The organism is Promicromonospora sp. NPDC050880, assembly GCF_044456525.1.
Taxonomy (GTDB): Bacteria; Actinomycetota; Actinomycetes; order Actinomycetales; family Cellulomonadaceae; genus Promicromonospora.
Genome location: NZ_JBITFV010000001.1, coordinates 215,938 through 236,013, shown reverse-complemented (window position 1 = coordinate 236,013; position 20,076 = coordinate 215,938). Strand labels below are relative to the sequence as shown.

At 73.4% G+C, this 20,076-nt stretch carries 15 protein-coding genes; 8 read left to right on the top strand and 7 right to left on the bottom strand.

Going from position 1 to position 20,076, the window contains the following annotated elements:
• The first annotated feature begins 415 nt into the window (after nucleotides 1-415).
• Nucleotides 416-2,341 (top strand): D-alanyl-D-alanine carboxypeptidase family protein, encoded by a 1,926-nt coding sequence (locus ACIBBF_RS01140; RefSeq protein ID WP_397409614.1) that lies wholly within the window; start codon nucleotides 416-418, stop codon nucleotides 2,339-2,341.
• Between the two features lie 25 nt (nucleotides 2,342-2,366).
• On the opposite strand, the gene ACIBBF_RS01135 is transcribed toward ACIBBF_RS01140, so the two are convergent.
• The 3 genes from ACIBBF_RS01135 to ACIBBF_RS01125 form a co-directional block, all read right to left on the bottom strand.
• On the bottom strand, nucleotides 2,367-3,473 hold the full coding sequence (locus ACIBBF_RS01135) for an AI-2E family transporter (RefSeq protein ID WP_397409612.1): 1,107 nt from the start codon (nucleotides 3,471-3,473) through the stop codon (nucleotides 2,367-2,369).
• A 72-nt stretch (nucleotides 3,474-3,545) separates the two neighbouring features.
• Nucleotides 3,546-4,319 carry an ABC transporter permease gene (locus ACIBBF_RS01130; RefSeq protein WP_397409610.1) on the bottom strand — a complete coding sequence of 258 codons (774 nt, stop codon included), beginning with the start codon at nucleotides 4,317-4,319 and terminating at the stop codon, nucleotides 3,546-3,548.
• Entirely contained in the window at nucleotides 4,316-5,098 is a 783-nt protein-coding gene (locus ACIBBF_RS01125; protein WP_397409609.1) for an ABC transporter ATP-binding protein, read from the bottom strand. The genes ACIBBF_RS01130 and ACIBBF_RS01125 overlap by 4 nt, the downstream gene beginning before the upstream one ends.
• A gap of 112 nt (nucleotides 5,099-5,210) precedes the next feature.
• On the opposite strand from ACIBBF_RS01125, the gene ACIBBF_RS01120 reads away from it, so the two are divergent.
• From ACIBBF_RS01120 to ACIBBF_RS01105, 4 genes are read left to right on the top strand one after another with little or no spacing between them, the layout of a single operon-like run.
• Nucleotides 5,211-6,308, top strand: a complete 1,098-nt coding sequence (locus tag ACIBBF_RS01120; RefSeq protein ID WP_397409607.1) for a sensor histidine kinase — start codon at nucleotides 5,211-5,213, stop codon at nucleotides 6,306-6,308.
• Complete coding sequence (locus ACIBBF_RS01115; protein ID WP_397409606.1) at nucleotides 6,305-6,949, top strand: response regulator; 645 nt, start codon at nucleotides 6,305-6,307, stop codon at nucleotides 6,947-6,949. Before ACIBBF_RS01120 ends, ACIBBF_RS01115 begins: the two co-directional genes overlap by 4 nt.
• Before the next feature lie 10 nt (nucleotides 6,950-6,959).
• Nucleotides 6,960-7,931, top strand: coding sequence for a Dyp-type peroxidase (locus ACIBBF_RS01110; RefSeq protein WP_397409604.1), 972 nt, complete (start codon nucleotides 6,960-6,962; stop codon nucleotides 7,929-7,931).
• Nucleotides 7,932-7,960: 29 nt separating this feature from the next.
• Complete coding sequence (locus ACIBBF_RS01105) at nucleotides 7,961-8,689, top strand: aminotransferase class IV (protein ID WP_397409602.1); 729 nt, start codon at nucleotides 7,961-7,963, stop codon at nucleotides 8,687-8,689.
• A 31-nt stretch (nucleotides 8,690-8,720) separates the two neighbouring features.
• Here ACIBBF_RS01105 and ACIBBF_RS01100 read toward each other — a convergent pair whose 3' ends face one another.
• From ACIBBF_RS01100 to ACIBBF_RS01090, 3 genes are all read right to left on the bottom strand, one after another.
• Nucleotides 8,721-9,116: a type II toxin-antitoxin system VapC family toxin gene (locus tag ACIBBF_RS01100; protein WP_397409600.1), complete on the bottom strand. Its 396-nt coding sequence runs from the start codon at nucleotides 9,114-9,116 to the stop codon at nucleotides 8,721-8,723.
• Nucleotides 9,107-9,331 carry a type II toxin-antitoxin system Phd/YefM family antitoxin gene (locus tag ACIBBF_RS01095; protein ID WP_397409598.1) on the bottom strand — a complete coding sequence of 75 codons (225 nt, stop codon included), beginning with the start codon at nucleotides 9,329-9,331 and terminating at the stop codon, nucleotides 9,107-9,109. The genes ACIBBF_RS01100 and ACIBBF_RS01095 overlap by 10 nt, the downstream gene beginning before the upstream one ends.
• A gap of 71 nt (nucleotides 9,332-9,402) precedes the next feature.
• Complete coding sequence (locus ACIBBF_RS01090; RefSeq protein WP_397409596.1) at nucleotides 9,403-13,461, bottom strand: S8 family serine peptidase; 4,059 nt, start codon at nucleotides 13,459-13,461, stop codon at nucleotides 9,403-9,405.
• Between the two features lie 150 nt (nucleotides 13,462-13,611).
• Between ACIBBF_RS01090 and ACIBBF_RS01085 the strand changes: the two genes are divergently transcribed.
• Both ACIBBF_RS01085 and ACIBBF_RS01080 read left to right on the top strand, forming a co-directional pair.
• Nucleotides 13,612-14,046, top strand: a complete 435-nt coding sequence (locus ACIBBF_RS01085; RefSeq protein ID WP_397409594.1) for a nitroreductase/quinone reductase family protein — start codon at nucleotides 13,612-13,614, stop codon at nucleotides 14,044-14,046.
• A gap of 1 nt (nucleotide 14,047) precedes the next feature.
• On the top strand, nucleotides 14,048-14,893 hold the full coding sequence (locus ACIBBF_RS01080; RefSeq protein ID WP_397409592.1) for an NAD-dependent epimerase/dehydratase family protein: 846 nt from the start codon (nucleotides 14,048-14,050) through the stop codon (nucleotides 14,891-14,893).
• Between the two features lie 13 nt (nucleotides 14,894-14,906).
• Here the strand turns inward: ACIBBF_RS01080 and ACIBBF_RS01075 are convergent, their stop codons facing one another.
• Nucleotides 14,907-16,097 (bottom strand): helix-turn-helix domain-containing protein, encoded by a 1,191-nt coding sequence (locus tag ACIBBF_RS01075; protein ID WP_397409590.1) that lies wholly within the window; start codon nucleotides 16,095-16,097, stop codon nucleotides 14,907-14,909.
• 115 nt (nucleotides 16,098-16,212) lie between these two features.
• On the opposite strand from ACIBBF_RS01075, the gene ACIBBF_RS01070 reads away from it, so the two are divergent.
• A complete protein-coding gene (locus ACIBBF_RS01070; protein ID WP_397409588.1) occupies nucleotides 16,213-20,013 on the top strand; it encodes a S8 family serine peptidase in 3,801 nt (1,266 codons plus the stop codon).
• Nucleotides 20,014-20,076 lie beyond the last annotated feature (63 nt).

Here is a 20,076-nt window from a genome sequence, read left to right as displayed (position 1 = left end):
TCGTCGGCCTTGGTACGCGCATCTGCTGTCCCCTCGCTCGCGAACCGAACGGTCCGCATCCAGTACGGCGTAATCAATGCCATCCACTTCGCGCCCGATCACCAGCCAGGACCCAAGAAATCACCAACTAGATCATCAACTTCCGGACGTTTTTCACCCCCTTCGAGCAGTCCGGCGCCCAAACGACGAGGTGAGCGGCCGGTCGGCCATGGCGCCTCTGAGGCGCCGACGCCCGACAAGGAGGCGTGCGCCGCCGGAAACACCCGCGACCGCACCCGCGACGCTCCGCTCGGCGCGTGGGCGGGAGCGACTCGTGATACTCCTTTGTCTGCCGCGAAGGACTTCTTGACCAAACCAACGATCCGGATCACCGCAGCGCACATCGCGAAACCAGGACCGACAGAAGGAGCGACGCGTGCAGGACCAGGCGAACGAGCTCGTGACACCCCCGACCCGACCCGGCAACCGCAGGTTGCTGCGCACCGCCTGGGCGGGCGCCGTCGCCACGGTGACGGCAGGCGGTCTGTTGTTCACCGCGGCACCGGGCATGCACCTGGCCGGTGCCGAACGAGACCGGACGGCACCGCTCGCGGGGATGTCGCGCGGGGCGTTCGGCGCGGTGGGGAGCGCCGGGTCGTCCGGCGGAGACAGCCTTGCCGGGTCCTCGGGTGACAGGGTGGTCGTACAGACGTCGTCCGCGCCCTGGGACGTGACGTTCGAGCAGGTCACAGCGGTGCTGGCCCGTGCCGAGCGGCAGGTGCCGGAGCTCGGCCCGGACCTCCGGCCGGCGGTGGCACAGGCGGCCGCCGAGCTCGGGATGCTGTACACCACGTACCGGACGCAGCGGCTGGTGACCGGCGAGCGGAACGGCGGGCTGCGGGTCGAGGACGCGCCGGTCGCGCGCGGGGCGGGGGACGGCGAGGGCCGGGCCGAGGTGGTCGCGGACGGGTCGGTCGCGGACGGGTCGGTCGAGGACGACGAGGTGCCGACCAGGCTGGTCGCGCACGATCTCGGGTCGGACGAGGCGGCGGACGACACCGAGCCCGTCACGTACCGGCAGGTCGTGCTGGCCACGGTCCGGCTGGCGAGCCTGCTCGACCTGGCGCTCGGAGGCGCGCCGGTCGAGGTGCGAGCGCCGGGCGAGAGCCGGGACCAGTCGGCGCTGCTGCGGGCCGACACAGCGGGCGCCGGCCTCACCCTGCGGCAGAGTCTGCTCGACGTGGTCTCGTCCTTCGGGGAGTCCACCGTCGAGTACGCCAACGGGCGGATCCCGGCCTCGGTGCTGTGCCCCCTGGACTTCGCGCCCGGCCACCTGCTGCGCTGTGACGCCGCGGAGCGGCTCATGGCACTGAGCGACGAGTTCGAGCGGGAGTTCGGCTACCCGATCCCCATCACGGACTCCTACCGGTCGTTCGCGGCGCAGATCGCCGTGGCCGCCGCCAAGCCGCACCTGGCGGCGGTTCCCGGCACCTCCAACCACGGCTGGGGCCTGGCGGTCGACCTGGGCCGGCCCATCTCAGGCGGCGCCTCGCCGGAGTACGTGTGGCTGCGGGTGCACGGCCCGCGGTACGGCTGGGACAACCCGTCATGGGCGCGCCCGGACGGTACGAAGCCGGAGCCGTGGCACTTCGAGTTCTTCGCGGCGGGAGCGATCCCGCAGCGGGCGATCGACCCGTCCGACGTGGGCACCGGGACCCCGGGCGACCCGGCGGACGAGGCGCCGTCCCCCGCGGACGGCGGCGCACCGGTCTCCGCCGACGGCGGCGCCGAGCCCGTACGACAGCTCCGACCGGACGGTCACGAGGCGCGCCGCCCCGCGACCGGTGCGCCCGACGAGGCGCGCGAGACGCCGCGGGCGCCGCAGCCGGCCAGGCCCGCCCCCGGGCCGCGGCCGAGCGATCCCGCGGCCCCGCCCACGCCGAGCGGCCCGGCGGCGAAGCCGGCCGACCCCACAGTGAGGCCGGCTCCCAGGCCGACGCCGGAGGAACCGGACCCGACACCGCCGGCGGCCGGCCCGTCGCCGTCGCCGTCGCCCGAGCCGTCCCCGACGCCGACGCCGACGCCGACGCCGACGCCGAGCCTGCCTGCTCCTTCGCCCACGCCGACCTCACCGGCACCGGCACCGACACCGACACCGTCGACGTCCGCACCGGCACCGTCCCCGTCCTCTACGGCACCCACGGCAGCCCCGTCGCCGTCGTCGCCGGCTCCGTCCCGGTCGGCGCCCGCCGGTCAGTCCCCGTCGCCCGCGGCACCGACCCGGTCACCTGCGGCGTCGGCTCCGACTGCGACCCCGCCCGCACCGGACGCCGACCCCGCGCGAACCCCCGGCGAGGGGTGACGGCGTGCCGTTCCAGGGGGCTCGCTCAGCGAGCCTCCTGGTACGGGAGCACCACCCGGTTCACGATCAGCAGCCCGGCCGCCGCGACCGGCACGGCGACCAGCGCGCCCAGGATCCCGCCGAGCGCCGCCCCGGCCAGGGCGGCCACGATGACCAGCGCGCCGGGCAGTGCCACGGCGCGGCTCATCACCCGCGGCGCCAGCACGTACGCCTCCACCTGCATGTAGACGAGCAGGAGCACCGCCACGACCACGGCGGCGAACGGGCTGACCGTCAGCGTGGCCAGCACCACGAGGGTCGAGCCGATCACCGTGCCGACCACCGGGATGAGGGCGGCGACGAAGGCCATGACGGCGAGCAGGATCGGCGCGGGGCTGCCCGCGAACAACGTCAGGATCAGGGTGAAGGTGGCGTTGACCGTCGCCAGGACGAGCTGCCCGGAGACGTACCGACCCACGGAGTCGAGCACCTCGGTCAGCAGCGATCCCGTCAGCGCCCGCCGGGAGCGCGGCACGAGCCGGAGCAGCGCCGCGATCATCGTCGGCAGCGTGACGGCGAAGTAGATGGTCAGCGCGGTCACGACGACGACAGCCGTGACACCGTTGACCAGCCCGGTACCGACCTGCAGCACGCCGCCCGCGATGGCCGTGAGCTGCTGGGGGTCGGTGAGCAGCTCGGTCAGGGACGACAGCAGGCCGTTGAGGTCCAGCGCCACGAGGTTCTGCGTGGTCCACGTGTACCAGGCCTGGTTCGGCAGGTCGCGGAGCGCATCCACGAGCAGGTCCACGAAGATGCCGACCTGCTGGACGGCCAGCGGGAGCACCGCGACGACGAAGAGCGCGATGACCAGCACGAACCCGATGATCGCCACGGTCGCCGCGGCCCAGCGGGGCAGCCCACGGCTCGCGACGAACCGGATGGCCGGCTCCAGGGCCAGCGCCAGGAACAGTGCGAGCCCGACGTACACGAGCACCGTCGCCACCGCGGCCAGGGCGCCGAGAACGCCGAGCCCGGCACCGACGCCGAGGGTGGCGAGCATCGCGTAGCCGAACGGCTGCGCGGGCAACCCCACCACCGGCCCGCGCTGCCGGACGGCACGAGCACGAGCGACGCGGTGCGGCAGACGGGCCATGGGTCCAGACCCTACTTCCCACCGGCTCGGGGGAAGCGTTCCGACACCTCGTCACGTGGCGACGCCCCGTCGTCATGTCCAGCGGAAGAAGAGTGCCGACAAGGTCGCACCCACCATGACGGCAGCCGCCAGGGCCAGCAGGTGCAGCGGGTCCACCGCGGCTCCCACCCACGCCGCCGACATCGCGGCCACGGCGGCGCCGAACGGCAGCCACTCCCCGACCGTCGCGAGCACGCCGGGCACCGTCGAGAGGCCGCCGAACATGCCACCCAGCGCACCGAGGACGAAGAACGCGATCAGGCCGATCGCCACGGCCGAGTTCGGCGTGGGAGCGACGGCGGCGACCACCATGCCGACGGCGTACATGGCCGCCAGTGCCAGGGCGTACACGCCGACGGCCGCACCGAGGTCGGCGGGGACCCGGGCATCGAACAGCCCGAACGCCACAGCCAACGCCCCGGTGAGCCCGATCATGGCCTGTGCCACGCTCACGACCACCTGGGCGACCAGAACCATCGCCGGAGATGCGGGGGTGGCCGCGAGCCGCCGCAGGATCCCGGTGCGCCGGTAGTACGCCAGGAAGCTCGGCATGTTGATGACGCCGATCGTGCCCAGCACCACGGTCAGGACGAGGGGAAGCACGAACACGTCCAGTGCCGTGTACCCGTTGCCCACGGGCTGGTCGCCCGCCGACCCGGCACTCATCACCAGGATCAGCAGCGGCAGCACGATGGGGACCACGAGACCGGCCGTGTCGCGCACGACCATCTTTCCCTCGCACGCGACCAGGACCAGCCAGGACCGGACGCCCGGGCGGCGGACGGCCGGGACGACGAGGGTGCTCATTCGGCGGCCTCCAGCTGCTTTCCGGTGAGTGCGACGAACGCGTCGTCGAGCGTGTCCGTGCCCGCGGTCGCGACCAGGCCGGCAGGCGTGTCGACCGCGACCACCCGCCCTGCGTCCAGGAGCACCACGCGGTCGCAGAGGCGTTCGACCTCCTCCATCGTGTGGCTGACCAGCAGGACGGCGACGCCGTGGTCCCGCAGGCCTTCCACGGTGGCCCACATCCGGCGGCGGGCCCGGGGGTCGAGGCCGGTCGTCAGCTCGTCCAGGACCACCACCCGCGGACGTCCGGCGAGCGCCAGGGCGATCGAGAGCCGCTGCTGCTGGCCGCCGGACAGCCTCTCGAACCGCACGTCACGCTGCCCGGCCAGGCCGACCAGGTCCAGCAGCTCGCCGGCCGGCCGAGGGTCGGGGTAGAAGCTGCGGTAGAGCCCGACCAGCTCGGCGACGGTCAGCGCCCCGTGCAGGAAGGCATCCTGGAGCTGCACGCCCAGGAGCTGGCGTACGCGGCCCCTGTCCCGCTGCGGGTCCAGGCCCAGCACCCGGACGGTTCCCCGGTCCGGGCGCCGCAGGCCTGCGATCATCTCGACGGTGGTGGTCTTGCCCGCGCCGTTGACGCCGAGCACCCCGACCACCTCGCCCTGCTCCACGTGCAGGCTCACGTCGGCGAGGGCAGTGGTGCTGCGGTACCGCTTGTGCAGGTGCTCGGCGACTATCGCGGCCCGCGGCCGGCTCGGGGCAGGGCGGCTCCGGGACTGGTGCGGTGCTGGTCGTGGACTCATGGCAGCGACGCTAGGCGCGACGGAGGCACACCCGCGCGTGCCGATCGTCAGGGTTGTGGACCATGACTTCTGGCACCTTCGCCGCGCCGCCACCAACCGTAGGGTGGTTCGTATGCGACGACTGGGTACGGACGAGTGGTCGGGACTGGCCATGCTCGCCGTCTCGGTCGGGGTCGGCGCGCCGGCGCTGTTCGGCGCGGTGGACCTCGCGATCCCGCGCGGCTGGTGGGTCGTGCTGTTCGCCGCGCTGATCCTCGCGCTGCTGGTCGCCTTGGTGTTCGAGCCGGGCCGGGCGCGGTACGTCGTCTTCGCGTCGGGCGTCGTGACGTCCTGGGCCGTGCTGCTCACGACACGGGGCGTGGGCCTGCTGCCGATCCTGCTCGTGATCACCGCGGCGCTGAGCGTGTACGTCATGCCGCTGCGCGCCGGCTTCGTGCTGGCGGCGCTGAACACGGTGGTCATCGCGACGGCCATGGTCCTGCAGGACCGCGGAACCGCCGACATCCTGGTCACCGTCGGCTTCTACCTGCTCATCCAGGTGGCGACGATGCTGAGCTCCGTCACGCTCATCCGGGAGCAGCGGCTGCGGCGGGAGCTGAGCCAGGCACACGCCGACCTGCGGGCAGCGTCAGTACTGCTCGCGGAATCGGCCCGTGCCGCGGAACGGCTGCGCATCTCGCGCGATCTGCACGACCTGATCGGCCACCAGCTCACGGTGCTCACCCTGGAGCTGGAGGCCGCCCGGCACCGGGACGGGGAGCAGGCACGCGAGCACGTGGACCGGGCGAACCAGGTGGCGCGTGACCTCCTGACCGACGTCCGGCGCACGGTCAGCGAGCTGCGCACGGCCTCGTCGGACCTGAGCGAGGCGTTGCGGGACGTGGTGCGCGATCTGCCCGACCTGGAGGTGAGCGTGGAGGTGGAGCCCGGGGTGCGGGTCGACGAGGAGCAGGCCTCCGCCGTGGTCCGCGCCGTGCAGGAGATCGTGACCAACACCCTCCGGCACGCGGACGCCCGCGCGCTGCGGATCGAGGTGGCCGCCCGGCCGCCGGGCCTCGTCCTGACCGCGGCGGACGACGGTCGCGGGTTCCACGAGCTCGTCCCCGGGAACGGGCTGCGGGGCATGACCGAACGGTTCGCGGCCCTGGGCGGCGACGTGGAGCTGGACGGCGCCGACGGCTTCCGGGTCACCGCGCGGGTGCCCACGTGACGCGGGTGGTGATCGTCGACGACCACACCCTGGTGCGGCACGGCATCCGCTCGCTCCTGGAGATCGCCGACGTGGATGTGGTGGGCGAGGCCGACGACGGACAGGCAGCACTGGCGGTCGTCACGGACACCGCACCGGACGTGGTCCTGCTCGACCTGCGCATGCCCCGGTACGACGGCCTCTGGACGCTCCGCACACTGCGTGAGCAGGGCATCGAGGTCCCCGTGCTCGTGCTCACGACGTTCGACGACGACACCCTGGTCCTCGACGCGCTGCGGTCGGGCGCACGCGGGTACCTCCTCAAGGACGTCACCGTGGAGCAGCTCACGCGGGCGGTGCGGACCCTGGCCGACGGCGGCACCCTGGTCGCGCCGTCGATCACGAGCCGCATGCTGCGCGGCATCCGCTCGGTTCCGGACGTCGCCGGTCCGGACACCCCACCGGCTCAGCCGCTGACCGAGCGGGAGCTGGAGGTGCTTCGCCTGATGGCCGAGGGCTGGACCAACCGCGAGATCTCCCGAGGGCTGTCCGTGGTCGAGGGCACCGTGAAGAACCACGTCTCCGCGATCCTGCTCAAGCTCTCGGCGCGCGACCGGACCAACGCCGTCCTGCGCGCTCTCCACCTGGGGATCCTCGGTTAATGTTCGGCACATGCCGGACAGCACACCCCACCGACCAGCCGCGCACGGCGCGCCGGTCGCACCCCAGGCCGTCGGTGCGCCGCTGGCCCGGTCCGCCGTCTTCCTCGTCCTGGAGGTTCGCGACGACGACGAGGCTCGGCGCACCGTCCGGGAGGTCCTCGCCGGGCTCGACGACCTGGTCAAGACCGTCGGCTTCCGCGACCTGCAGCATCCGGTCTCGTGCACGGCCGGCATCGGCAGCCGGGTCTGGACGGAGCTGACCGGACGCGGGCGCCCGGCGGAGCTCCACCCGTTCCGGGAGTTCGCCGGCGCTGCGCACACCGCCGTCGCCACCCCCGGTGACCTGCTGTTCCACATCTGGTCCGACCGCCAGGACCTCTGCTTCGAGCTGGAGCGCCTGCTGCTCGACGCGCTCGGCACCGCCGTCACCACCGCCGACGAGGTGTCGGGGTTCCGCTACTTCGACACGCGGGACCTCCTCGGCTTCGTGGACGGCACGGCCAACCCCGTGGGCGCCGAGCTTCCCGAGGCCACGCTGGTGGGCGACGAGGACCCGGAGTTCGCGGGCGGCAGCTACGTGGTGGTGCAGAAGTACGTGCACCCGCTCGCGGCGTGGCAGGCGCTGAGCACCGAGCAGCAGGAGCAGATCGTGGGGCGCACCAAGGCCGACGGCGTCGAGCTGGACGACGCGACCGCGGGGCAGAAGTCGCACAAGACGCTGACCACGATCACGGCCGACGACGGCAGCGAGTACGAGATCCTGCGCGACAACATGCCGTTCGGCCGCCCCGGCGCCGGTGAGTTCGGCACCTACTTCATCGGGTACTCGCGACGCCTGTGGGTGATCGAGCGGATGCTGGAGCGCATGTTCGTCGGGGACCCGCCCGGCCTGCACGACCGCATCCTCGACTTCTCGACGCCGCTGACCGGCAGCACCTTCTTCGTGCCGCCCCGCACGCTGCTGGCGGACCTGGCCGGCTGAGCCACCGCGCCGCCGGATAAGGTCGCACGGTGCGTATCGAGACCGATGGCCACCCCGCCGCGCCGTCCGACCTGTTCAGCACGTACGGCCACTTCACCGCCATGCAGGTGCGCGACGGCGGCGTCCAGGGGCTGGAGCACCACCTCGGCCGGCTCGATGCCGCGCACCGGGAGCTGTTCGACCGGCCTCTGCCGGGCGAACGGGTCCGCGACCTGGTGCGCCACGCCCTGGCCGGGACCGCCGACGCCTCCGTGCGCGTGACGCTCCGCGACGCGGAGCACGTGGTGGTGTCCGTGGCCGACCCGAACCGTCCTCCGGCACAGCCGCAACGGCTGCGGTCGGTCCCCTACGTGCGCCCGTTCGCGCACCTCAAGCACCTGGGCGGGTTCGCCCAGATCGAGTGGGCCCGCCGCGTGCGGCGCCAGGGGTACGACGACGCCGTGCTCACCACCCCGGACGGTGCCGTCGCGGAGTCGTCGATCGCCAACATCGGGTTCCTGGAGCCGGACGGTTCAGTCGTGTGGCCCGACGCCCCGCAGCTCCACGGCACGGCGATGCGCCTGGTCGAGGCGACCACGCCGTCGGTCAGCCGGCCCGTCCCGCTCGCCGAGGTCGGCGGGTTCGCGGGCGCCTTCCTGGTCAACTCGATCGGCGTGGTCGCCGTCGCCTCGATCGACGACGTCCCGCTGCCCGACGCGTCCCCGCTGCTCACGCCCCTCGTGGACCGTCTCGCTGCGGTGCCGTGGGACGCGGTCTGAACCCTTCGGAAGGACCGCTCCGGCGTGGCTTCTACCAGGCGGTGCGAACGTCCGGGAGCGTGTCGAACGCGGCGTCGGTCGTGACGAGTACGACGTTCTCGACGATCGCCTGAGCAGCGAGCAACCGGTCGAACGGGTCTCGGTGAGCCCACGGCATGGATCCGGCATGCAGCGTGTGCGCGGTCGTGAGGTCCAGGGTCTCCGCGTCGAGATCATCGACCCGGCGTTCCCAGGTGCTCACCAGGCTGGCGGCCGCATCGAGCTTGCCGAGGCGCACCTTGGTGGCGACCTCCATCGCCGAGACGGCCGAGACCAGGAGCCTGTTCGCGGTCGACCCGAGCTGTGCGCGGAGCGTCTCCGTCATGCGCTCGGGCGAGCTGAGCAGCCAGACGAACGCATGGGTGTCGAGAAGGTAGGTCACTCCCACGTGGCGAGCTCCGCCTCGTCGAGCTCGTCGAAGAAGAAACCGTCGGGGACGGAGAGCGGCACCGTGCCGAACGTGCGCTCGGCCACCGGTTCTACCGGGACCAGACGGACCGCAGGCCGCCCGGAGCGCGCGACCACGACCTCCTCGCCGTGCTGAGCACGGGCGATCAGACGGGAGAGGTGTGTCTTCGCCTCCTGGACGTTCACTACAGTCATGTCCCGATCATCGCGGGTGCTGCCTGGTCTGGTCAAGGTGACCAGACCAGGCAGCACGCCTAGCACGAGGATCAGCCGCAGTACTCGTCCAGCTCGAAGTCGTGCACCACCGTCTGGCCCTTGATGATGCGCGCGGACTTCGACTCCGGCGGATAGCCCGTCGCCGAGCTGAGCAGGTTCAGCCGGTTGTTGGACACGCCCATCCAGCGGGCGTAGCCGCCGTCGGGCCCGGTGACGAGCGTGACGTCGTACTCGGACCCGTCGATCACGACGAACGCCCCCTCCAGCGGGACGGTCTCGCCGTCACAGGTGGCGCCCGTGACCGTGCCGGTGATCTTGCCCCAGCTCGGCGGCGGCGTGACCGACAGCGACACCTGCACCCGCGGCTCGCCGTACGGCGTGCCGCCGTCGGCGACCACCGCGGAGGTGTAGGTGCCCGGCTGGTCCACCCGGCTGCTGTCCATGTCCAGCAGCACCGTGGCCGACTCGCCCGGCTCCAGCGTGAACGCCGGCGGCTGGACGTCGAGCCACGGCACGTCCACCGTGGTCTCGCCGGTCACGTTGAGCACCGTGTGCATGTCGGGGAACCCGAGGTCCGCGACCGTGCTCGGCTCGGGCGTACCGCAGTCGTCCGAGGCGATGTACGACGGCGCCGTCTCCGGCTCGGCGTTGGAGCCGATGAAGAACTCGTCGGCGCTGACCACCTCGACCACGAGCGTGCTGCCCGCGGACGCCGTCCCCGTGACCGGCACGTCGACCATCGTGAGCTCCTGTGCCTCCAGGGTCACGTCGGCCGAGCCCAGCGGGGTCATGTTCGCGTAGGTGAAGTCCCCGTCGAGCTCGTACAGGTTGACCGTGACCGCGGAGCCGGCCGCGGCCGTCTCCACGCCGAAGGACACGTCGGTCACGGCGAACTCGCCCTGGATGTCGAAGTCCTCCAGCGTGAACGTGCGCAGCCACTGGGTCTGGGTACCCACGCACCCCACGGAGTTGCCCGGGGTGACGTCCTGCGACGAGGAGTGGGTGAGGGTGGTCCCCTCCGCGAGGAGCGCCGGCGGGGCCGCCGGCGTCACCGCGCGGCCAGGCTTGCCGTGCCGGGCGAACCCGTCGTCGGCGGCGGCCGCCGTCGAGCGGCCGGACGCCGTGCCCGACGCCGTGCCGGACTCCACGGTGCTCACCTCCGTCACCCCAGCGGTGGCCCCCCGGATCACGCCGGTACGGTTCGCCGAACCCAGGATCTCGAAGTCCGAGGACCCGGGCGCCACCTCGACGTCCGCGGGCGCCGTGCCCTCGTTCGTCACCGTGAACCGGCCGGACCTGGTCCCGCCCAGCCGCACCTCCCGGTTCAGCTCACCGGGCGAGACCGTCAGGAGCGGGGCGGCGAGCTCCACGTCCTGGCGCGTCACCGCGTCGGCGGTCACCGTCACGGCGGCCTCCTGGCCGGCGTAGTCCTTGGCCGCGTAGGCGACCTGCTGCTCGCCGGGTGCCGTGAACAGGGAGTAGTACCCGGCGCCGACCGTCGGGTTCTCGGGGTCGGCACTCGTCGTGCTCACCTCGCCCGCGGTCACCGTGGCGCGGTCCACGCCGTCACCGGTGTTGAGGTCCTGGACGAACCCGGACACGAGGCCGCCGTCGACCGGCTCGCACGAGCCGATCGCCACGTTGTCGACCTGCCAGAACAGGGCCCACACGGCGTCGCCGTAGTGGAACCGGACCCGCACGTCGGACTGGCCGCCCGCACCCGGCAGGGCCACGGCCGTGTGCCCGAGCGCGTCGGACGTCTGGTGCAGCACCGTCTCCCAGGTCTCGCCGCCGTCGAGGCTGAGGTCCACGTCGGCGAAGTCGTCCCCCCAGGCGCCGTACGCCTGGTCGAACGTCAGCAGCGGCGCGTCCAGCCCGGTCAGGTCGTAGGACGGCGACGTGAGCGTGGTGTCCTGCGCGCCGTCCTCGCCGTAGGCGTCGCTGTTCACCTCGGCGAACAGGCCCTCGCCGCCGGTCTGGTTGGACGCGTCGAAGCGGTCGTCGAACGTCCAGACCTGCTCGGTGCCGGCCAGGTCCTCGACCGTCCAGCCCTCGGGCACCTCGCCCGACTCGAACTCCTCGACAGCGCCTGCCCCGGTCAGGGCGTACCCGGGCGCCGTGCACTCGGCGAGCACGTCCAGCGCGGCGTCCGCCGTCGTCGGACCGGTGCCGACCTCGACGTCCCGCGTGAAGGTCGCGTACCCCGTCAGGGACGGCCGCACCACGAGCGTGTGCGTCGTGGACTGGGGCAGCTCGATCGAGTACTCGCCCGTGAACGGGTCGGTCCACGCCACGACGCTGCTCGGCGCACCCTGCACCGTGACCCGCGCGTCCAGGGGCCAGCCGTGCCCGCCACCGTCGGTGACGGTACCGGTCACGGTGCTGGTGGGCGCGGCCTCCAGGGTGAGGTCCAGCGTGACCTCCTCGCCCTCCACGACGTCGGCCGTGCCGGTCGCGTCGAGGAAGCCGAACGCGGAGACGCTCACCTCGTAGGAACCCTCCTCCAGGCCGAGGCGGTACGCGCCGGCAGCGTCGGTGGTGTCGGCCCGCTCGCCGGCGACGACGCGCGCGCCGGCGACCGGCTCGCCGTCCGGGCCCGTGACCGTGCCGGTCAGGAAGCCGTAGCCGTCGATCGGCGCGTTCTGCACCAGCGCCGCCACGTCGAGCTTGCCCTCGCCCCACACGTTGTTGTCCTCGGCGGTGCCGCCGCAGGAGTCGTCGTCGACGTCGACGGAGGTCTGGTCGAGGAGCTGCTTGGTGCCCTCGATGTCGCCGACCAGCGCCGGGGCGGCGCTCCACAGCAGCGCCACGGCACCCGCGAGGTGCGGCGACGCCATCGAGGTACCGCTGAACTCGGCGTAGTCACCACCGGGGACCGACGACCGCACGAGGTCGCCGGGGGCCGAGAGGTTCGGCTTCGTCTCCCCGTCGGCACCCGGGCCGCGCGAGGAGAACACAGCGATCTCGCCGTCCTCGCCGAACGCACCCGCCGCGTAGGTGGCCACGTTCGCGCCGGGGGACGACGTCGACTGGCAGCCCGCCTCGCCCGCGTTGCCGGCGGCCCACGCCCCGAAGATGCCCGCGGCCTCCCAGGCGGCGATCTCCTCGGACATGAAGTCGTCGATGGCGCCCGGCGCCTGCTGGCCCCACGAGTTGTTCACGACGTGGGGTCGCTGGGACGGGTCCGGGTCGGAGCCGTCGGCGCGCGTCGGCGCCAGGATCCACTGGCCGGAGGCCAGCAGGTCGGCGTCGGAGCAGCTCGCGCAGCCGTTGGCCGCGATCCAGTCGGCGTCCGGGGCGACGCCGATCTGGTTGCCCGCGCCGTCGTCGCCCACCATGGTGCCCATGACGTGGGTGCCGTGGGCATCGACGTCGCAGGGCGCGCCGTCGCAGAAGCCGCCCGCGTCGAACCAGTTGTAGTCGTTGCTCAGGCTGCCCTCGCCCTGGTAGCCCCGGTAGTGCTCCAGCAGCGCCGGGTGCTCGACGTCGACGCCGGAGTCGATGTTGGCCACGGTGATGCCCTCACCCGTGAATCCCTGCGCCCAGACGTCCGGGGCGTTGATGGCGTCCAGGCCCCACTCGGTGGCCAGCGGCGCGCTCGCCGTCGGTGCCTTCCGCTCGACCGGCTCGATCTGCTGGGCCGCGAACCGCTCGTGGACCTGCTTCACCTCCCGGCTGCCGGCCACCTGCTCGGCCAGCTCCGCGGTGCCGTCCTCGACCAGGATCGCGTTGCTGATCCAGTACGACTCGTAGTCGACGCCCGCCGCCTCCAGCTCGGCGACCACGCCGGCCTGCGCCGCCTTCGCGGTGCTGGTCAGGGCGTCGTAGACGAACTGGCCGCGCGCGTCCCAGTCCGCGATGTCCTGTGCCGGCGCGAGATCCGGGGCGTCGGCGAACCTGATCCAGAAGTCCGCGGAGTCCTTGGTCTCGAACCGCTGCTGGACGGCCGGCGTGATCTTGTCCGCGGCATGCCGCGGGACGTCGGCGGAGGGGACCGGCCGTGGTGCGGCCGGCGTCGGCGGGGCGGCGAACGCGGGCGCCACGCCCACGGTCGTCGCCACGAGAGCACCGATCGCCGCGAGGGCGACCGGCGCACGTCTGGCTGACATGCGACTGTGCATCTTGCCTCCGGGGTGCAAGCGCCTCCGCGAGGAGGCGCAGCCACGGGCCCACGAGCGTGCGCCCGGTCACACTCTGGGAGAGAGCGGGCGAAAAGGGCAACGAAAGTCCGCCGGCGGCCGTCCGGTGGAATGCGCCACGTGACGTGCGGCGTTGCCCCCGGCATGGACTTCAACCAGCAGATCATCGACACCTTCCGGGCCAACGGCGGAGAGGTCAACGACCCCGCCCCCTTCGGCAAGGGCCTCGTGCTCGTGCACGTACCGCGCAAGGACGGCTCGATCCGGATCGCACCCCTCGCGGCGATCCAGGACGACGGCGCGTGGCACGTCGTGGGCTCGGCCGGCGGCTCGCCCCGGAACCCGGCGTGGGTCTACGGCCTGCGCCGCACCGAGCAGGTCGACATCGAGGTGCCCGGCGACCCCGTCGAGACCGTGCAGGCCAAGGTCGAGGAGCTGACCGGCACCGAGCGCGACGAGATGTGGGAGCGCTTCAAGCAGCTCTCCAGCGGTTTCGTCGAGTACGAGAAGACCGCCGAGGGCCGGGTCTTCCCGATCTTCCGCCTGTCGGCCTGACGTGCGCGTCCTGGTGACCGGCGCGGCCGGACGCATCGGCCGCGCCGTCCTCGACGTCCTCGGGCGCGAGTCGGTGGCCGCGACCGCGCTGGTCCTGGACGATCCGGGCGACCTCGCCGCCGACCGCGTGGTCGTGGGCGACGCCCGCTCGCCCGAGGTCGTGGCACGCGCCGTCGACGGCGTCGACGGCGTGGTGCACCTCGCGGCCATCCCGACCCCGCTCGCCGACCCGCCGGAGGTCGTCTTCGGCACCAACACCCTGTCCACGTTCACCGTGCTCGACGCCGCGGGGCGGGCCGGCGTGCGCCGGGCGGTGATCGCGAGCAGCCAGGCCGCCTCCGGCACCGCCTTCGCGCCGCAGGAGCTGCACCCCGCCTACCTGCCGGTCGACGAGAACACACCCGACCAGGCCGCCGACCCGTACGCCCTGTCGAAGCGGACGGACGAGCTCACCGCCGACATGGTGGCGCGCCGGTACGGGATGACGGTGGTCGCGCTGCGCTACCCGTTCATCGGTGGCCTGGACGACCGGCTGGTCGAGCACGCAGACTCCCTCGCGCGGGACCCGGCGCTCGGCGCGCGCAGCCTGTGGGCCTACCTGGAGACCCGCGACGCGGCGGAAGCCGCCTGGCTGGCGCTCGGCTGCCCCGGCGAGGGCGCCACGGTGGTGCACGTGGCCGCGCCCGAGACCCTGGTGCCCCAGCCGACGGCGGACCTGCTGCGCCGGTACCACCCCGGCGTCCCGCTGCGCCGCCCGCTGGAGGGCCGCGTCGTGCCGTACGACCTCACGGCCGCCGAGCAGGTGCTCGGGTTCCAGGCCCGGCACCTGGTCGTCGGCACCGCCTGAGCGAGCCCCGCGGCTACACGCCCGCCGCCACCGGCGGGACGTCGGCCGCGGGCTCCTCCGGTCGCGTCTCCACCGGTGCGCCCGCCGTCGGCACGCCCGACGTCGGCACGCCCGGCGTCGGCACGCCCGGCGTCGGCACGCCCGGCGTCGGCGCGCCCGGCGTCGGCGCGCCCGGCGTCGGCGCGCTCGGCGTCGGCGCGCCCGGCCGGGCCCCGGCCCGGACCCAGCCGTGCACCGCGGCGTGCCAGCCGAGCTGCACGCGCGTCTCCACCTCGGCGAGGTCCATCAGCGCCCGCACGCGTCGCTGGACCGTGCGCAGCGACGTGCCGAGCTGCTTGGCCACGGCCTGGTCGGTGAGGCCGGAGAGCATCAGCCCCAGGATGCGCGCGTCGTCGTCGTCCACCTGGTGGGCCAGGTCGCCGGCCAGGCCGGACGTGCCCAGCAGCAGCGGAGTGGCCTGCTCCCACACGATCTCGAAGAGCGCCATCAGCGCGTCCAGCAGCGTGCTCTCCCGGACCAGCAGCGCCCCCACGACGTCGCCGGACGACGTGAGCGGCATGAGCGCGAGCTCCCGGTCCACGACGATGAGCTTGAGCGGCACGCTCGGCGCGAACCGGACCTCCTCCCCCGCGTCCGTGGCCTCCACGGTCTCCTCGACCGTCACGTCCTGGGTCTCGAGCATCCCCCGCTCGACGACGACGCGGTACTGCACGCCCCGGGCGACCGCCTGGTCCTCGGCGGAGTTCTCCTGGCTGGAGGTGACGATGACCGGCGGCCGGACGAAGGCGTCGACGGTCTCGCGCGCCCCGAGCTGAAGCTGTTCGAACCGGTGGCGTACCGCGTCCTCGCCGCGCACCACGTCGATCACGTCGGTGGGTCCCCGGCCGGCGGCGGCCACCCGGTAGACCTCCTCGAGCCGGTTGAGCTCGACCTCGGCGTGCCGTACCTCGTCCTGCCGCCGGGCGAGCAGGGCGCCGAGCGCGATCGCCGGCGGGGCGGCGGCGAACCGGCGCTCGTCACCGGTGATCCGGGCGGCCAGCCCGTGGTCCTCCAGCCGGCGCAGCAGCCGGTGCGTGTCGCTCAGCGACGTCCCGTAGGAGCTGAGCGCGGCCGCCAGGTCCGCGACGGTGGCCGACGGCATGGCGACGAGCTCGCTGTACGCGATGGTCTCGTCAGGGGTCAGTCCGAGCACGTCGCCGAGCATGGCACTCCTCCGTCAGGTCGGTCGCGGCCCTACTCTGGCGGAGTCACGCCATGCCGTAAAGCCGCCACGTGCCGGATCTTGTGACGTGTCGCGCTCGCTGGGAGTGTCCACGTCCATGAGACCCAGACTCCGGCGCACCGTGCCGGCCATCCTGCCGGCCGTCCTGGTCGCGGCGATGGCCACCACCGCGCACGCCGCGACCGACCCCTCCGCCTCCACCCCCGGCGCCCTGTCCGGATCTGCCGGCGCCGGCACCCCGGCGGTGACCGCACCCCAGACCCCGGCACTGGCCGACGGCCGGACCACGGTCACCCTGGTGACGGGCGACGTCGTCGACGTCACGACCACCGACGACGGCGTGCTGAGCCTCGGCGTCGAACCGGCCGGCGGTGGTGCCGTGCGCACCCAGCAGGTGGGCGGCCACGTGCACGTGATCCCTGACGCGGCGCTGCCGTACCTGGCCGCCGGGACGCTCGACCGGCGCCTGTTCGACGTCACCGCGCTCCTGGAGATGCAGTACGACGACGAGACCGTGGACGCGACCCCGCTGATCCTGGAGCGCACCGCCGCCCGGTCGCGGGCGGCCGCGCTGCCGGGAGCCACCCAGACCCTGGACCTGGCCAGCATCGACGCGTCCGCGGTGTCCGCGGACAAGGAGAAGGCGACGGAGTTCTGGTCGGCCGTGGCCACGCCGTCCGCGGCGGACGCTGCGGGGACCCGATCGAGCGCTACGGGCGCCGGTACCTTCCGCGGCGGCGTCGAGAAGATCTGGCTCGACGGCAAGGCCGAGGCCACCCTGGACCACAGCACCGCGCAGATCGGCGCCCCCGAGGCGTGGGCCGCCGGGTTCGACGGCGCGGGCGCCACGGTCGCGGTGCTCGACACCGGCATCGACGCGACGCACCCCGACCTCGCCGACCAGATCGACGACGCGCGGTCGTTCGTGCCCGGCGAGGAGGTCACGAACGACGTGCAGGGCCACGGCACGCACGTCGCCTCCACGGTGCTGGGCACGGGTGCGGCCGCCGACGGCCGGTACCGGGGCGTGGCCCCGGGCGCGGACCTCCTGGTCGGCAAGGTGCTCGGCAACGACGGCTACGGCCAGGACTCCTGGATCATCGCCGGCATGGAGTGGGGCGCCGCGAACGCGGACATCGTCTCGATGAGCCTGGGCGACTCCAGCCTCAACGACGGCACGGACCCCATGGCACAGGCGCTCAACGCGATCAGCGAGGAGACGGGCGCGCTGTTCGTCGTCGCGGCGGGCAACAGCTACACGGAGGGTTCCCTCGGCAGCCCCGGCACCGCGGACGCAGCCCTCACGGTCGGCGCGGTGGACGACGGCGACGTGCGCGCCGAGTTCTCCAGCTACGGCCCGCGCCGAGGCGACCACGCCATCAAGCCGGACCTGACGGCGCCCGGCGTCGGCATCGTCGCGGCTCGCTCGCAGCAGTCGGGCGGCGAGGGCTGGTACGTGTCGATGGACGGCACGTCGATGGCCACCCCGCACGTCGCGGGCGCGGCGGCGATCCTCAAGGGCGCGCACCCGGAGCTGACCGGTGAGCAGCTCAAGACGACGCTCGTCTCCTCGGCGGCCGACATCGACGCCCCGGCGTACGAGGTGGGCACCGGCCGTCTGGACGTCCCGGCGTCGCTCGACGGCGTGGACGCCTCCGGCGACGGTTTCCTCGGCTTCTACGGCTGGCCGCACGAGGGCGACGAGCCCGCGACCAGCACCGTCACGTTCACCAACACCACGGACGCCGACGTCACGCTCGCGCTGAGCACCGACGTCACGGGGCCCGACGGCGCGGACAGCGACCTGATGGCCCTTTCCGCCTCCGAGGTGGTGGTCCCGGCCGGCGGCACGGCCGACGTCACGGTCACCGCCGACGCCGACGACGCGGGCCTCGCCGGCAAGTACAGCGGCGCCGTCGTCGGGACGGACGCCTCGGGCGAGGTGACCGTCCGGACCGCCGTCGCCCTGGTCAAGGAGGAGGAGCGGTACGGCCTCGACATCACTGCGCTGGACCGGTCCGGCGAGCCCGCCACCGGGTACGTCGACTTCTACCGCTACGGCGACCAGTTCGTCAGCAGCCTGCCGATCGACCCGGCCACGGGCGAGGTGCCGACCCAGCGGCTGGAGCCCGGCATCTACTCGGCCACGGCCTTCCTCGACGTCGAAGGGTCGGGCGGGCCCGGTTCGACGGGCGTCGCGCTGGTCGGCGACCCGCAGGTCGTGATCTCGGACGCGGACCGCTCGCTCGTGCTCGACGCGCGGGAGGCCACCGAGCTGACGCTCGACACGCCGCGGGACAGCACCGTGGACTACCGGCGCTTCCAGTTCTACAACGACTCCGGCATCGGCGGCCTGTACGCGGCGTTCGCCGCCACGTACGAGGTTCCCGTGGACGTCGACTCGTTCTACGCCGCGCCCACCGGCTCGGTGGACAGCGCGGACTTCGACTTCGCGGTGCGGTGGCGCGCCTCCGAGCCGGCGCTCGACGTCCGGGCCTGGACGCCGCTGCCGGCCGCGTTCGACCCGGTCTACCAGGCCGGGTCCGCACGCCTCGACGGCCGGGTCGCGCTGCGGGCCGTCACGGCCGGCACCGGCACGGCGGACGAGTACGACGGTGTCCGCGCGAAGGGTCGCGCCGTGCTCGTCACCCGCGACGACGCCGTGTCCGCGCAGGAGCGGGAGGCCGCCGCGCAGGCGGCCGGTGCCGCTCTGCTCGTGGTCGTGAACGACCGCCCGGGCACCCTGGTCGAGCAGGTCACGCGCGACGACCTGCCCGTCGTCTCGGTGCCGGCCGCGCAGGGTCGCAAGCTGCTCGCCTCCGCCAGGAAGGGGCTGCTCACGCTGACGGGCCAGGCCGTCGAGTTCCCGTCGTACCTGTACGACGTCTCGAAGAGCTGGCCCGGCGAGATCCCCGCCGACCTGGCGCTGGCTCCCTCGGCGCGCCAGCTCGCCACGGTGGAGAGCCGCTACAACGACACGGAGGAGCGGCTGGCCGTCGACGACCGCGCCGACTGCCGCGACTACCAGTGGCCGCCGTGCCTGAGCGTCCGGGTGCTGCAGCCCACGGCCGCCGAGCGGACGGACTACGTCTCCACCTACGACGACGTCACCTGGTACGAGAACGTGCAGCACGAGAGCACGTGGGAGCAGCGCGGCGTGCGGCAGGCGTACGCACCGCGGACCACCACGGTGCGCGACTGGTGGGCTCCCGTGACGGCGCCCCGGACCGGCGACGGTTACTGGGGCCCGTGGCACGGCGGCGACTGGTTCGCCGTCAACGTCGCCCCGGCGAGCGGCCAGGACGGCATCACGGGCGGCTTCCCGTGGGGTGAGACGCCGGTGACCTCGCGCCTCTACCAGGGCGAGACCCTGGTGGACGAGGGCATCGGCCAGGCGGTCCAGACCGTGGTCCCGGCGTCCGAGGGCCCGCAGACCTACCGGTTCGAGATCGACACCGACGCCGCGGACGACGCCCACCGCTACTCGACCAGCACCCGCACCTCGTGGACGTTCGTGGCCGACCAGGCCGACGAGGCCGTCCCCGGCGAGAACGGCACCCCGCTGCCGCTGGTCCAGCTCGACTACGACGTGGACACGGCCCTGGACGGCACGGTCCGCGCGGGCGCCGTCGTCCCGTTCGCGGTCGAGCCGTACACCGTGCCGGGCGCGCCCCGCGCCGGCACGGTCACGGACGCGACGCTGGAGGTCAGCTACGACGGCGGCGCCACCTGGTCCGCCGCCCGCCTCCGCGAGGACGACGGTCGCTGGGAGGCGCGCCTGCGCATCCCGTCCCGCGGTGCTTCGCTGGTCTCGCTGCGTGCGACGGCCGCGGACGACGCGGGCAACGCCGTGACGCAGGAGATCACGTCGGCGTTCGGCATCGCCGGCCGCCGGTAGTCCCGCTGCCCGCCGCGGGCGCACGGTAAGTGCGCTTCTACCCAGTCATCACGCCCAGCTATC

Bases quoted from the DNA above. Each gene is read 5' to 3' on its own strand.
- ACIBBF_RS01135 (WP_397409612.1), bottom strand. From the start codon at position 3,473: ATGGCCCGTCTGCCGCACCGCGTCGCTCGTGCTCGTGCCGTCCGGCAG.
- ACIBBF_RS01130 (WP_397409610.1), bottom strand. From the start codon at position 4,319: ATGAGCACCCTCGTCGTCCCGGCCGTCCGCCGCCCGGGCGTCCGGTCC.
- ACIBBF_RS01125 (WP_397409609.1), bottom strand. From the start codon at position 5,098: ATGAGTCCACGACCAGCACCGCACCAGTCCCGGAGCCGCCCTGCCCCG.
- ACIBBF_RS01120 (WP_397409607.1), top strand. From the start codon at position 5,211: ATGCGACGACTGGGTACGGACGAGTGGTCGGGACTGGCCATGCTCGCC.
- ACIBBF_RS01110 (WP_397409604.1), top strand. From the start codon at position 6,960: ATGCCGGACAGCACACCCCACCGACCAGCCGCGCACGGCGCGCCGGTC.
- ACIBBF_RS01095 (WP_397409598.1), bottom strand. From the start codon at position 9,331: ATGACTGTAGTGAACGTCCAGGAGGCGAAGACACACCTCTCCCGTCTG.
- ACIBBF_RS01090 (WP_397409596.1), bottom strand. From the start codon at position 13,461: ATGTCAGCCAGACGTGCGCCGGTCGCCCTCGCGGCGATCGGTGCTCTC.
- ACIBBF_RS01075 (WP_397409590.1), bottom strand. From the start codon at position 16,097: ATGCTCGGCGACGTGCTCGGACTGACCCCTGACGAGACCATCGCGTAC.
- ACIBBF_RS01070 (WP_397409588.1), top strand. From the start codon at position 16,213: ATGAGACCCAGACTCCGGCGCACCGTGCCGGCCATCCTGCCGGCCGTC.